Origin of the sequence: Xanthomonas sp. SS (assembly GCF_014236835.1) — a bacterium.
In the GTDB taxonomy this organism is placed as follows: Bacteria; Pseudomonadota; Gammaproteobacteria; order Xanthomonadales; family Xanthomonadaceae; genus Xanthomonas_A.
On sequence record NZ_CP051190.1, the window covers coordinates 1,232,756 to 1,246,805 of the forward strand.

The window sequence follows — 14,050 nt, forward strand, 5'->3', positions numbered from 1 at the left end:
CTCAGCCGATCAGCCCGTCGACCGGCGACGACGCACTGGCGTAGCGCTTGCGCGGGATGCGCCCGGCCAGGAACGCCTCGCGCCCGGCCTCGACCGCCTTGCGCATCGCGCTGGCCATCAGCACCGGGTTGCGCGCGCCGGCGATGGCGGTGTTCATCAGTACGCCGTCGCAGCCCAGTTCCATCGCGATCGCCGCGTCCGAGGCGGTGCCGACGCCGGCGTCGACGATGATCGGCACGTTGGCGTTTTCGATGATCTCCAGCAGGTTATAGCGGTTCTGGATGCCCAGCCCGGAGCCGATCGGCGCGGCCAGCGGCATCACCGCCACGCAGCCGATCTCTTCCAGGCGCTTGGCCAGGATCGGGTCGTCGCTGGTATAGACCATTACCTCGAAGCCGTCGGCGACCAGGATCTCGGCGGCCTTCAGGGTCTGCACCACGTCCGGGAACAGGGTGCGCTGGTCGCCGAGCACCTCCAGCTTGGTCAGGTTGTGGCCGTCGAGCAGTTCGCGCGCCAGGCGGCAGGTGCGCACCGCGTCCTCGGCGCTGTAGCAGCCGGCGGTGTTGGGCAGGATGGTGTAGCGCTCCGGCGGCAGCACGTCGAGCAGGTTGGGCTCGCCCGGGTTCTGGCCGATGTTGGAGCGGCGGATCGCCAGGGTAACGATTTCGGCGCCGGCGGCCTCGGTGGCCTGCCGGGTCTGTTCCAGATCGGCGAACTTGCCGGTGCCGGTGAGCAGGCGCGAACGGTAGGGCTTGCCGGCGATCACCAGCGCGTCGTGGGGGGCATGAGCGTTCATCGCCGGATTATCGCCCATCGCACCCGGCGCTGCCGAGTCGGACACCGCGCGGAATTCAGCCGCCGCCCAGCGCGTGCACGATCTCGACCCGGTCGCCGTCGCGCAGCGCGTGCTCGGCATGCGCGCCGCGCGGCACGATCGCGCCGTTGACCTCGACCGCGACGCGGCGCTGCGCCAGCCCTTCCTCGAGCAGCAGGGCGGCGACGGTGGTGTGGGGCTGCAGCGGGCGGACCTGACCGTTCAATTCGATGTTCATGTCATCATTGTGCAGTGCGTGCCGTCTGGCGCGCGATGTATTGCGGCAGTGCAACGTGAGCGTGAGGGGCAGAGGTGAAATCATGCCTGCCATGCGGCTGCGTATGTTCTGGCCGTGCCCCGAGTCACCTTCATTATCGCCCGGGAGGGCATCCATGACTTCGTCCATCCGTCCACTCCGCTCGCTGCTGGCCGCCGCGATCGTGCTCGCCGCTGCGCCCGCGTTCGCGCAACAGACCTATAGCCGCACCGTGTTCTTCGGCGACAGCCTGACCGACGCCGGCTACTACCGGCCGCTGCTGCCGGCCTCGGCGCAGGCGGTGACCGGCCAGTTCACGACCAATCCGGACTGGGTCTGGGCGCAGTACATCGCCGACTACTACCACACCGACGGCCACGCCAACGGCAACGGCCAGATCGGCGACAACTACGCGGCCGGCAATGCCCGCGTCGGCGTGGCCAACCCCAGCGCGCTGGGCGTGGCGCCGTCGCTGGCGACGCAGACCAGCAACTACCTGTCCGCCAACGGCGGCAAGGCCGACCCGAACGCGCTGTACAGCGTGTGGGGCGGCGCCAACGACCTGCTCGCGGTCGCGGCCGGCGCACCGGCCCAGGCCACGATCGGCAACTCGGTGGCCGCGCAGGTGGGCATCGTCGCCAACCTGCAGAACGCCGGCGCACGCTACGTCATGGTCACCACCATCCCCGATGTGGGCCTCACCCCGCGCTTCCGCGCCGGCGGCGCCACGACGATGGCACAGGGCACCGCGCTGGCCGGCAGCTACAACAGCGCGCTGTTCGCCGGGCTGAAGAGCGCCGGGCTGCAGGTGATTCCAGTGGATACCTTCCACCTGTTGCAGGAAGTGATCGCCAGCCCGTCCACCTACGGTTTCAGCAACTCCACCGGCACCGCCTGCCAGCCGCAGATCACCGCGCAGTCGCTGACCTGCAACCCGACCAGCTACGTCAGCGCCGACGCCGCCGACAGCTACGTGTTCGCCGATGGCATCCATCCCACCGGCCGCACTCACGAGCTGCTCGCGCAGTACGCGCTGTCGATCCTGGAAGGCCCGCGCCTGCAGCAGGTGCTGAGCCACTCGGCCGAGGTCACCGGCCGCTCGCGCGCCGACCAGGTCGCCTGGCACGTCGATGGCCGCCCGGAAGCGGACGGCATGCGTTGGTGGGGCAACCTGCGCGGCGACATGCAGCGCTATTCGCACGGCGACCTGTACGACGGCCTGGCCCCGGCCGGCCTGTTCGGCGTGGACTGGTCGCGCGGCGAGTGGGTGTTCGGCGGCTTCGGCGGCTTCGGCCGCGTGGATGCCGACTTCGGCAACCGCGGCGGCGACTACACCCAGGACGACAGCACCCTGGGCGGCTTCGCCGGCTGGTATGGCGAGCACGCCTGGGTCAACGCGCAGGTCAGCTACAGCTGGCTGAGCTACGACGTCAAGCGCAAGGTCAATCTGGCGGCGGCCACCATCGAGCACAACGGCTCGCCGGACGGCAGCAACCTGACCGCGGCACTGCAGGGCGGCTACGAGTTCGGCGAGGGCGCGTTCAAGCACGGCCCGGTGGCCGCGGCGATCTGGCAGAAGGTCAAGCTCGACGGCTACACCGAGAGCAACCCGAACTCCAGCGCGCTGGGCTATTACGACCAGGACGTCGAGTCGCTGGTCGGCCGCGTCGGCTGGAAGGCCAGCCTCGACGCCGGCGCGGTGAAGCCGTACCTGCAGGCGACCTACGACCACGAGTTCAAGAAGGGCGAGCAGGCCACCGCGTGGCTGCAGACCATGCCCGACCTGGGCGCCTACGCGGTGCCGGGCCTGGCCATCGACCGCAACTACGCCTCGGTGGTGCTGGGCGCGCGGACCAAGGTGTGGGGCCTGGAGAGCAATGTCGGCATCGCCGCCACCACCAGCCAGAGCCGCGCGCACGACACCTCGCTGTTCGTGAACTTCGGCGGCAGCTTCTAAGCACGGCATCGCTGCTGCCTGTCGTGCCCGGCCATGCGCCGGGCACGACGGGGACAGCACACCCAGCGACATCGAAAACGCCGCACTGTAGGAGCGGCTTCAGCCGCGACGCTTTACCGATAAGGCGTCGTGGCTGAAGCCGCTCCCACAAAAATCCCATCTGCAAGTATCGGCATTGCGATAGCGTGGGTGCTGGTGCACCATCGCTGCCGCTGGGTCACACCGATTTCTTGCGCAACCGCCGGCCCACCGAATAGACTGCATCGGCGACGCGGGCGTAGCTCAATGGTAGAGCTGTAGCTTCCCAAGCTACTGACGAGGGTTCGATTCCCTTCGCCCGCTCCAGTCGTTGCAAGGCACTCGGCAAATCTGCGCGCTCCGCAATTCGCTGCCAGGCGCGCCCTTGGAACCTAACTTCGTTTCGCACTCGGATCTCGGTCGTATTGATCGATGAATGCCTGCGCTGGGCCTGCGCATCGCGCATGTCTTGAGCCGAATCCGCTTGTTCGTGCCCGATCTTCCCAGTGGGCAGCCCGGCTTGGCCGCGAGAAGCTGGCGGCTTGAGCGTTTTCCTGGTCTGGCTGCGTGCCGCATCGATTACGGGCCTCGAATACGTCGTCAATGGCGGCACAGTGCCAGCGCCCACCGCCTCGTGCTTTCGAAGGCGTTCTCGATCACAGGAAGCCGGCCTGCATTCCACACTGGTGCTCCGGCGTGTCGCGGGATGCGCGCCGCAACTGGCGAGCGCTCGCGCTCAGGACTGCGTAGCGATCGCGAACTCGTCGAGCTGGCGCTGCGACATGCTGCTGTTGTTGAGTATCACCACCGTTTCGCGCGTGTCCAGGCGGTGCGCGAGCAGCGAGCGATAGCCGGCGGTGTTGCCGGTTTCCCAGGCATAGGTGCGGCGCTTGCCCTGTAGCGTCAGCGTCTTCACTCGGCCGCCGAGCGCATATTCCTCCGGCATTTCCACCGTGTTGAGTTGGTGCAGCGACGCTGGCGACAGAAAGCCCTTGTCGTAGACGCGGTGCGCGGCCTGCATCAGGTCCTGTGCATTGCTGAAATACCCGCCCGCCGCGGCGATGAAGCCTGGCCGGTCGTAGGTGCGACGCTCGGGCGGCGACAGCGTCCGATAGGAGGGCACCGTGGTCGGCGCGGTCGCGATCGCGGGACCGGTGCCGGTATGGTGCAGCTCCAGCGGGTCCAGGACCAGGCTGCGGATCGCGTCCACGAAGAGCATGTCGGCGACCGCTTCGACGATGGCGTAGACGACGATCCAGTTGGCGAAGATGTAGTCGAACTTCGCGCCCGGCTCGAACGCGAGGTCGGCGCTGGCGAACCGGCGTACCGCCTCGGCGGCCGGCAGCTCGAGCGTCAGCAGCGATGGATCGGCCTTGGCGGCCGGGCCGTACTGCTCGGTCAGGCCGCTGCTGTTGGACAGCAGGCGCCGCAGGTTGATGCGGGCGCCGGTGTCGGCACGATAGTCTGGCAGCCAGGCGGTGATCGGCCGGTCGAGGTCGAGCCTGCGCCGTTCGACCAGGCGCAGCACCGCCAGCGTCGTGAGCCATTTGGAGATCGAGGCGATGCCGTAGACGTCGTCGAGCTTCGCCGGCCGCTGCGCTTCCACGTCCACGATGCCGAAGGGCCGCGCGTAGGCGACCTTGCCGCCGCGGGCGAGCAGGACCACGCCCTGGAAGGCGTTCGCCTTCGCCCACGTGTCGATGATGGCGGGCGCGTCCTTCGCGGCCGCCGATGCGCGGCCAGGCAACGCGGCCAGCAGCAGCGCCGCACCGGAAGCGGCCAGGAAGGATCGCCGCGGTATCGGCGCAATGATGGGGGCATCGCTCATGGCATCGTCTCCGGATGATCGGTGCCGGCGAAGCACGCTGCGCCGGACGCGACAGTTACTGGCGTCCATGGCGCCAATCGCGCTGCTGCGAGCGGCGCTGTCAGCCAGGCGATGGCGCCAAACATGATGGCAGTACGGGCACCCACTTCCATTCGGTTCCCCTCATCCGGTCTCGGTCCAGCGCAGTAAGCCGACGATGCGCCGATGGCCAAGAGCATAACCGGACCATGGCGCGCGTCGTTGCCCTGCGCGTCCGCCGCGGCGCGGCCTGTCAAACCCGCTTCATCTGCGGCGCCTACGCTGGCCGGTCAGTGAGCGCATGCTCGTCGCCGGTTTCTCCCCCATGGTCGAACACAGTCGTCGCCGTTTCCTCGCCAGTGCATCGCTGGCCCTAGGTGCGGGGGCGGTCATGCCGCTGCTGCCCGGCGCCATTCGCAGCGCGCTGGCGGTGCCGCCGGCGCGGGTCACGGGTACCGTGCAGGACGTGCAGCACGTGGTGATCCTGATGCAGGAGAACCGCTCGTTCGACCATTACTTTGGGTGCCTGCGCGGGGTCCGCGGCTTCGGCGATCCAAGACCGCTGCAGCTACCCAGTGGACGCCCGGTCTGGTACCAGCCCGAGGCTGGCGCCAGCGATCGCTATGTGTTGCCGTTCCGACTAAACGGCAATACCAGCAGCGCGCAGTCGATGGAGGGCCTCGACCACCACTGGAAGGGCTCGCACGAGACCTGGAAACACCACGACGCGTGGATCGCGCAGAAGACGGCGATGACCATGGGCCACTTCCAGCGCGAGGACCTGCCGTTCTACTACGCGCTGGCCGACGCCTTCACCATCTGCGACGGCTACCACGCCTCGCTGTTCGGCCCGACCAATCCCAATCGCATGTACATGTTCACCGGCACCAGCGGCCTGAGCCTGGGCAACGATGGCGAGCAGGCGGTGAACAACCTCGACGACGGTAACTGGACCGCCGACATGGCGCGCGACAATCCCGCGTTTCCGGGCTACACGTGGACCACTTATTCCGAACGCCTGCAGCAGGCCGGGGTCAGCTGGCAGGTGTACCAGGAATTCGACAACTACGGCGACAACAGCCACCCGTACTTCGCCAATTTCCGCAATCTCGACCGCAGTTCGCCGTTGTACCAGCGCGGGCGCGCGATCGTGCCGGGGTCCACCGCCGACAACGCCAAGGCCTCGCGCGGCGAGCACCTGATCGCGGCGTTCGAACGCGACGTGCGCAGCGGCAACCTGCCGCAGGTGTCGTGGATCGTGGCGCCGTACCTGCTCAGCGAGCATCCTCAGGGCACGCCGGCGTATGGCGAATCGCTGAGCGCGCGCCTGCTGGAGACGCTGGCGGCTTCGCCGGAGGTCTGGTCCAAGACCGTATTCCTGATCAACTACGACGAGAACGACGGCTTCTTCGACCACGTGCCGCCGGCGCTGCCGGCGACCGATCCGGCCATCGGCGCCAGCAACGTGGATCTGCGCGGCGAGAACTATCACGGCGTTCCGGTCGGCCTCGGTCCGCGCGTGCCGATGCTGGTGGTGTCGCCGTGGAGCCGCGGCGGCTGGGTCGATTCGCAGGTGTTCGACCACACTTCGGTGATCCGTTTCCTGGAGCGCCGCTTCGGCGTCGCCGAGCCCAACATCGGTCCGTGGCGCCGCGCGATCGCCGGCGACTTGACCTCGGCGCTGGATTTCGCCGGGCACGACGACGCCCGCGTCGCCTTGCCGGACACCCGCGACTTCATCGCCCGGGTCGATGCGACCGCGGCCTTGCCGGTGCCGAAGCGACCCGAGCAGCAGGCCTTGCCGGTGCAAGAGCCGGGCCAGCGCCCGGCGCGCGCGCTGCCTTACGATTTCGACGTGCGCTTGCAGGCGGGAGCGCAGAAACCGACGTTGCGCATGGCCAACCGCAGCAGCGTCGGCGTCGCGCTGAACGCCTATGCCGATGGCGGCAGCGCCGGCCCGTGGTTCTACACGATCGCGGCGGGCAGCGAGTTGCAGGATGCGCGCGACTGGCTCGGCGCGGCTACCGATCCCGGTTACGCGTTGCGCGTGCATGGCCCCAATGGGTTCCTGCGCGAGTTTCATGGCGATGGCGTGAACGATGTCGGGCTGCAGGCCGATGCCGACTACGACGCCGTGAGCCAATGCCTGCTGTTGGAGCTGCGCAATGCCGGTGCGCAGGCGTGCCGGCTACAGATCCGCGATGGCTATCGCGATAGGGCGGAGCAGGCGCTTGAACTCGCGGCCGGCGCACGTCAGCTGCTGCGTTTTCCCTTGGCGGCGCAGCATCATTGGTACGACCTGGAGATCGCGAGTGCGTCCATGCCGCAGTGGCGGCGGCGCCTGGCCGGGCATATCGAGACCGGCCGTCCGAGCATGAGCGATCCGGCGATCGGCCGCGCTGTCGCCGGTTAGCCTCGGTCCATTCAATAAGGCGGCGGCCAGGCCGTGTGTCGCGGCTGAAGCCGCTCCTACAAGGGCGCAGTGTCTGGCTCTTGTGGTGCTGCGCTTGCTCTCCGGTACCCATTCAACACTGCGGCGTCCAACGCCGTTGGTCGCGGCTGAAACCGCTCCTACAAGAGCGCGCGGTGCGTTGGCTCTTGTAGGAGCGGCTTCAGCCGCGACCGATGTCGCCGTCGGCGCGACCTCCAACATCACCACGCACAATCGAAAAAGTCGCCAGATGGCGGCTTCATGCGTGCGATTTTGCAGCGCTCAAACGCAAGGCGCCGCCGCTGCTTCCGCAACGGCGGCGCGATCGCCTTCCCTGGCGAGGCGTCAACTCAGAACTTGCCACTGAAGGTGACGAAGAACTGCCGCGGCGCGCCGGCCATCAGCGTCTGGTTGTAGCCGTTCGGATCGGAGACCACGTAGCCGTTGGTGCCGACGGTGGCGAAGTAGCGCTTGTCGAGCAGATTGGTGACGTTGGCGCTCAGGCCCAGGTTCTGGAACATGCCGACTTCGCCGAAGTCGTAGCCCGCGCTCAGGTCGAAGCGCCAGTAGCTCGGCACCGACGAGTCGTTGAGGTAGCTGATGTAGCGGCGGCCGGTGTACTTGCCGTCCAGCGCCGCATGCCAGCCGGCGTTCTCGTAGGCCAGGCTGCTGGAGAACATCCATTCCGGAATGCCGACCACCCGCTTGCCCGAGGTCGGCACCACGCCGCTGTTGAGGGAATTGCCCTGGTAGGCGGAATCGAGGTAATTGTCCTGGTAGGTGGAGTCGTCGTAAGACAGCGAGTTGAGCCAGCGCAGCTGCGCGATCGGACGCCACATCACCGCCAGATCGGCGCCCTGGCTACGTACCGAGCCGACGTTGTTGAGCGTGGCCGCGCAGGTCTGGATCGCGGTGCACGGCGACGTCACCAGCAGGCGGTCGTCGAAGGTGGTGTGGTACAGCGCCAGCGATGCCTCGACGGCATCGCCGCGCACGCGGTAGCCCAGTTCGTAGGTCTGCGCGGTCTCCGGCTCCAGCGAGCTCTTGATCGCGTCGAATGCCGCCTGCGATTCCTGGAACGGAGTGAAGCCGAAGCCGGCCATGTTCTTGTTGTAGGACGCGTAGATTTCCTGGTGCTCGTCGAGCTTGTAGTTCACGCCCACCTGCGGCAGCAGGTCCGAATCGGCCTTGATCTCGCCGACCGCGTACGAGGTGGTCGGCACCAGCGACTGCGAGGTGGTGTCCACCTGCAGCTTCTTGGCGCCGAAGTTCACGGTCAGGCGGTCGTCGAGCAGGCGCAGCGTGTCCTGCGCGTAGAACATGCGCGTGTCGGTTTCGTAGTGCTGGGAGAAACCGCGCGCGAACCGGGTGCCGGCCTTGTTGAAGTAGAACAGATCGGTGAACGGGCCATCGAGCAGGAAGTAGTTACGCTCCTGCACGGTCTTGGCGTTCTGGTACCAGCCGCCGATCTCGATCTCGTTGCCGGCGACGGTGAAGTTCAGCGACGCGGTGACGCCATGCCGGTTGAGGCGATAGTCGGTGGTGCGCATCGACAGCGGTACCGTGGCCGAGGACGCCAGGTACGGCGTGGTCCATTGACCTTCGCCATTGTTGTCGTGGTAGTAGCCGGTCAGGTTCAGCGTGGCGTTGCCGCCCAGGTTGAACGCGCCGCTGAGCGCGGCCAGGTTGTCGTCGCGCAGGCCGGCGCCGGAGTAATAGGTGGCGTCGGCCTTGCCGTAGTCGGCGGGCAGGGCGTTCAACGACGCCGGGTAGCTGCCGTTGCCGTTGAGCGCGTTGGCGATCTGCACCGCACTGTTCCAGTCCGGCATCAGGTAGTCCCAGTTCCAACCCAGCGCTTTCTGCGAGGTCAGCGACAGGTCCATGATGTCGTATTCCTTGCGCTTGGAGCTGTCCAGGAACAGGCTGACGCGGTTGCCGTCGCCCCACTGGTACAGCGCCTTGACGTTGGCCTGGTTGTACTCGTTGTTGCCGTAGCCTTTCCACTTGTCCACTTCGCCGTGCACGATCGAGGTGTACATCGAGAAGCCGTTGATGTCGCCGATGTCGCCGCGCAGGTAGGTGCGGCGGGTGGAATCGGAGCCGAAGGTCTGGCTGAAGCGGATGCCCGGCGTGGCGTCCGGATCGTCGGAGTAGTAGCGCACGGTGCCGCCGAGGTTGCTGCTCGAGGCGGTGCCCAGTGCGCCGGCGCCCTGCGACAGCTCCACCGAGCCGACATTCTCGGAGATGATCGCGCGGGTCACCTGCAGGCCGTCGCTGACGCCGTAGTTCATGGTGCCCAGCGGCACGCCGTCCAGGGTGAAGCCGAGGCGGCTCTGGTCGAAACCGTGCAGGGTGATCGCGGTCGACCACTCGTAGGAACCCCACGCATCGGCCGACTGGAACTGCACGCCGGGCAGCTTGTCCAGCACCTTCAGCGCGCTGGTGCCGGGCGCGGTGATGCCGATGTCCTCGCGGGTGATGCGCTGCACCTGGCGGGTGGTGCCGGTGGACACCACGGTGATCGCATCGAGCATCGTCGCATCGCTGCTGCCGTTGGTGGCCGTGGCATCGGCGTCGGCCGGTGCGGTCTCGGCCAGCGCGGCAAAGGCCGGCAGCGCGGACGCGACGGCGAGCACCAGCGCATGCAGGCGCAAGGATCTGGAGGTGGGGGTCATCGAAATTCACCAATAAAATAGGGGGAGGCGTCGGGGCCTGGCGTGCGATGCGTGACAGCCAACACACGGCCTTGCGGCCCGCTCGCCACGATGCAACGGTTTTGTGAACGTTTCGGGGCGGTTCCGTGTCGTCTGTGGGACAGCGTGTCTGCAGATGCCGGCGGCCGAGCGGGCATGCCAACGCCGGTCACGCGCCGCCGCCACGTTCGCGCGCGAGCTATCCGGCATGGCGCCGGCCCCGCAGCGCCGATGGCGCAACGTATGATGCCGAGCCAGCCACCGCCGTCGCGCCTCGATGAAGCTCGCCATCCTGTCCCGCAACACCAAGTTGTATTCGACGCGGCGCCTGGTCGAGGCCGGCCGCGAGCGCGGGCATACGGTGCGCGTGCTCGACCCGCTGCGCTGCTACATGCGCATCGCGGCCGGTGCCTTCACCATGCATTACAAGGGCAAGCCGATCACCGGCTACGACGCGGTGATCCCGCGCATCGGCAACTCCGTCACCCGTTACGGCACCGCGGTGCTGCGCCAGCTGGAGATGATGGGCGTACGTACGCCCAACCCGTCCGACGCGATCCTGCGCGCCCGCGACAAGCTGCGCGCGCACCAGTTGCTGGCGGCCAAGGGCATCGACATGCCGATGACCGTGTTCGGCGACAACCCCGACGACACCGGCGATCTGCTGTCGATGCTGGGCCCGCCGCCGCATGTGGTGAAGTTGAACGAAGGCACCCAGGGCACCGGCGTGATCCTCACCGAGAAGACCAGCGCCTCGCGCGGGGTGGTCGAGGCGTTGCGCGGCCTGTATGCCAATTTCCTGGTGCAGGAGTTCATCGGCGAGGCCGAAGGGGCCGACCTGCGCTGCTTCGTGGTCGGCAATCAGGTGGTCGCGGCGATGCGCCGGCAGGCGCCGGAGGGGGACTTCCGCTCCAACCTGCATGTCGGCGGCAGCGCGCAGTTGGCGGTTGCCAGCCGTGGCGAGCAAGAGGTGGCGGTGCGCTCGGCCAAGGCCCTGGGCCTGGGCGTGGCCGGGGTCGACCTGATCCGCTCGCGGCGCGGCCCGCTGGTGCTGGAAGTCAACTCCACCCCCGGCCTGGAAGGGATCGAGGCGGTCTGCGGGCTGGACATCGCCGGCAAGGTCATCGAGCATCTCGAAGCCAGTCTGATTCGAAAGAAATCAGTTACTTAGAGCGATGTTCCGCCCTTCGTTCTGGCTTAACGCGGGTTTAATTCCTGCCTGCGTATGCTTCGTCGGACCGCAGCTCTGCCCTCCTCAGCAGGAACGGTAATCGGGATATATCTTTCGGCCCAAGCGGCCTTGCCGCTTGGGTCTTTTTCTTTGCGCGGGGCATTGCTGTCGGCACAACCCCGAGCCTGAGTCGTACGCAACTTGCGGCCCCGTTCGCGGGGCGGCTACATTGTGATTCACACCACCAATCGCATAGGGGACGGGGATGAAGAAGGTGATCGGTTTGATGCTGGGGATGGCGCTCGCGTGCAGTGCGGCGGCGGCACCGAAAGGTGAGGCGCCCATGAACGTGAAGAAATCGTTCGCACAGCAACTCAGTACAATTCGCCAGCAGTTGGACGATGGCAAGACCTACTCCGAACTCAGCGCAGAAAATCGCAGCAAGGTGGAAGCCGCGCTGTCGCGCATGGCGACGGTGCTCAATTCCCATCCCGACGTCGATACGCTGCGCGAGGAAGACAAGGTGGTGCTGTTCAACGATCAGGAAACGGTCAACACGCTGCTGTCCAAGGCGTCGTCGGACAGCCGGATGATCTGCAGGCGCGAAGCGGTCCTCGGATCGCTGCGTACCACAACGCAATGCAAGACCGTGGCGGAACGCCGCCGCGACAACGAGGATGCGCAGGAATTGATGCGGCGCAATCCAACTGGCAAGTACGACTGACGGGGTAAATGTTGGTGCGAATTCTAGTGATCGAAGACAACAGCGATATCGCTGCCAACCTGGGCGACTACCTCGAAGACCGCGGGCACACGGTGGATTTCGCCGCCGATGGCGTCACCGGCCTGCATTTGGCGGTAGTGCACGAATTCGATGCCATCGTGCTCGACCTCAACCTGCCGGGCATGGACGGCATCGAAGTGTGCCGCAAGCTGCGCAACGAAGCGCGCAAACAGACCCCGGTGCTGATGCTCACCGCCCGCGATTCGCTGGACAACAAGCTGGCAGGCTTCGATTCCGGCGCCGACGACTACCTGATCAAGCCGTTCGCGCTGCAGGAAGTGGAAGTGCGGCTCAACGCGCTGTCGCGCCGCGGCAAGGGCGTGCACACCCGCGTGCTGGAGACCGGCGACCTGGAATACAACCTGGACACGCTGGAAGTGCGGCGCCAGGGCAAGCTGCTGCAGCTCAACCCGACCGCGTTGAAGATCCTGCAGGCGCTGATGGAGGCCTCGCCTGCGGTAGTGACCCGGCAGGAACTGGAAACCCGCGTGTGGGGCGAAGAGCTGCCGGATTCGGACTCGTTGCGCGTGCATATCCACGGCCTGCGCGCGGTGGTCGACAAGCCGTTCGAGGTGCCGATGATCCAGACCCGCCACGGCATCGGCTACCGCATCGCCGCGCCCGATGCCTGAAGCTGGAGAGTTGCCGCGGGGGGTGCGGCGGCGCGGACGCTACCGCCGCCGCCTGCGCAGCCGCATCATCCTGTCCTTCGTGCTGTTGGGCTTCGGCCTGACCGCACTGTTCGCGTTCGCCACCAACTGGGCGCGCGCGCGGGTGGAGAACCAGCTCGTCGAAGTGGTGTTGAACCGCAACATCGACGAGTACTCGCACCGGTATTTTTCCGAACCCTCCAAGAATCCCAATCCCGATCTGCCGGTGCAACAGATGGTCGGCCGGGTGGTCAAGAGCGACCGTTTCGAGGCGCTCAAGCGCGAGCAGCCGGAGTGGTACAACTTCTCCGACGGCATCCACACCGTCTCCGGGCGCGACGAATCGGGCAAGCCGTTCTCCTACAAGATCGCCGTGCGCAAGACGCCGGAGGTGTGGTTCTTCCTCGCCTACGACATGACCCAGACCATCCAGGGCGAGGTGCAGCTCAATCGCACCCTGATCCTGTCGGTACTGGTGTTCAGCGCGCTGTCGCTGGTGATCGGCTGGTGGTCGGCGTCGCGGGTAATGCGCCCGGTCTCCGATCTGGCTGCGCGGCTGCGCGCCTATCGCGGCAGCAGCGATCCCAAGCCGCTGGCGCCGCATTTCCCCGACGACGAAGTCGGCCAGCTGGCCGAAGCGCTGGACGACTATTCGGGCCGGCTCACCGAAGTCGTGCAGCGCGACCGCGAGTTCAACGCCGACGTCAGCCACGAACTGCGTACGCCGCTGGCGGTGATCCGCGGCGCCACCGAACTGCTGCTGACCCGTCCCAATCTCGACGAGAAGGTGTTGCAGCGCCTGCAGCGCATCCAGCGCGCCGAACAGCAATGCAGCGACCTGATCGGCTCGCTGCTGCTGCTGTCGCGCAACGAGCGTGGGCAGGGCAGCAGCAACGTGGCCAAGGTCGCCGAGCAGCTGATCGAATCGCACCGCGCGCAGCTGGGCGGCAAGCCGTTGCAACTGTTGCTGGAAGGCGAGCGCAACCTGACCATCGACGCACCGGAGTCGGCGCTGTCGGTGGCGCTGGGCAACCTGATCGGTAACGCGGTCAAGTACACCCAGGAAGGCCAGGTGGTGGTGCGGGTGCTGAGCGATGCGGTGCAGGTGATCGACTCCGGCCCAGGCCTCAGCGCGGAAGACGCCGCCAAACTGTTCCAGCGCGGCTATCGCGGCACCCATGCCGGACACTCGCAGGGCGGCGGCATCGGCCTGTCGATCGTCAGCCGCCTGTGCGATCTGTACGGCTGGCAGGTCAACGTGCGCCCGGGCGTGTCCAAGGGCGTGGTGGCGACGCTGTGGTTCAGGCCGGCGGCGGGGTGAGGTAGGCTTCGCAGGACCAGTCCGCGGCGTGCTTGGGGGCTTGCTGCCGCCGCACTTGATGCAGATAGATCTAAGGACTCCGATTGGCCTTGGGGTATCAGCTCCGACT

General features: G+C 67.0%; 10 protein-coding genes and 1 tRNA gene. 7 read left to right on the top strand and 4 right to left on the bottom strand.

Features of this window, described 5'->3' with window-relative positions:
• Position 1 precedes the first annotated feature (1 nt).
• Together HEP74_RS05195 and thiS are read right to left on the bottom strand one after the other, a co-directional pair.
• Positions 2-796, bottom strand: a complete 795-nt coding sequence (locus tag HEP74_RS05195; protein ID WP_185815501.1) for a thiazole synthase — start codon at positions 794-796, stop codon at positions 2-4.
• 55 nt (positions 797-851) lie between these two features.
• The gene (thiS, locus tag HEP74_RS05200) at positions 852-1,052 is read right to left on the bottom strand and encodes a sulfur carrier protein ThiS (protein ID WP_003477142.1); all 201 of its coding nucleotides are present in this window, start codon (positions 1,050-1,052) and stop codon (positions 852-854) included.
• A gap of 154 nt (positions 1,053-1,206) precedes the next feature.
• On the opposite strand from thiS, the gene HEP74_RS05205 reads away from it, so the two are divergent.
• Positions 1,207-3,027: an autotransporter domain-containing protein gene (locus HEP74_RS05205; RefSeq protein ID WP_185815502.1), complete on the top strand. Its 1,821-nt coding sequence runs from the start codon at positions 1,207-1,209 to the stop codon at positions 3,025-3,027.
• A 271-nt stretch (positions 3,028-3,298) separates the two neighbouring features.
• Positions 3,299-3,372 (top strand) — tRNA-Gly (locus HEP74_RS05210).
• 409 nt (positions 3,373-3,781) lie between these two features.
• On the opposite strand, the gene HEP74_RS05215 is transcribed toward HEP74_RS05210, so the two are convergent.
• Entirely contained in the window at positions 3,782-4,942 is a 1,161-nt protein-coding gene (locus HEP74_RS05215) for a serine hydrolase domain-containing protein (RefSeq protein ID WP_221893161.1), read from the bottom strand.
• Between the two features lie 274 nt (positions 4,943-5,216).
• Here HEP74_RS05215 and HEP74_RS05220 point away from each other — a divergent pair, with 274 nt between their 5' ends.
• Complete coding sequence (locus HEP74_RS05220) at positions 5,217-7,304, top strand: phosphocholine-specific phospholipase C (RefSeq protein ID WP_185815503.1); 2,088 nt, start codon at positions 5,217-5,219, stop codon at positions 7,302-7,304.
• 368 nt (positions 7,305-7,672) lie between these two features.
• Here HEP74_RS05220 and HEP74_RS05225 read toward each other — a convergent pair whose 3' ends face one another.
• On the bottom strand, positions 7,673-9,997 hold the full coding sequence (locus HEP74_RS05225; protein WP_185815504.1) for a TonB-dependent receptor family protein: 2,325 nt from the start codon (positions 9,995-9,997) through the stop codon (positions 7,673-7,675).
• 295 nt (positions 9,998-10,292) lie between these two features.
• On the opposite strand from HEP74_RS05225, the gene rimK reads away from it, so the two are divergent.
• The 4 genes from rimK to HEP74_RS05245 all read left to right on the top strand — a co-directional run bounded on the left by rimK (position 10,293) and on the right by HEP74_RS05245 (position 13,941).
• The gene (gene rimK / locus HEP74_RS05230) at positions 10,293-11,186 is read left to right on the top strand and encodes a 30S ribosomal protein S6--L-glutamate ligase (protein WP_046978031.1); all 894 of its coding nucleotides are present in this window, start codon (positions 10,293-10,295) and stop codon (positions 11,184-11,186) included.
• Between the two features lie 265 nt (positions 11,187-11,451).
• Positions 11,452-11,910, top strand: coding sequence for a hypothetical protein (locus tag HEP74_RS21890; RefSeq protein ID WP_255424006.1), 459 nt, complete (start codon positions 11,452-11,454; stop codon positions 11,908-11,910).
• A gap of 14 nt (positions 11,911-11,924) precedes the next feature.
• Complete coding sequence (locus HEP74_RS05240) at positions 11,925-12,602, top strand: response regulator transcription factor (RefSeq protein WP_046978044.1); 678 nt, start codon at positions 11,925-11,927, stop codon at positions 12,600-12,602.
• Positions 12,595-13,941, top strand: a complete 1,347-nt coding sequence (locus HEP74_RS05245; RefSeq protein ID WP_185815505.1) for a sensor histidine kinase — start codon at positions 12,595-12,597, stop codon at positions 13,939-13,941. Before HEP74_RS05240 ends, HEP74_RS05245 begins: the two co-directional genes overlap by 8 nt.
• Positions 13,942-14,050: the final 109 nt, after the last annotated feature.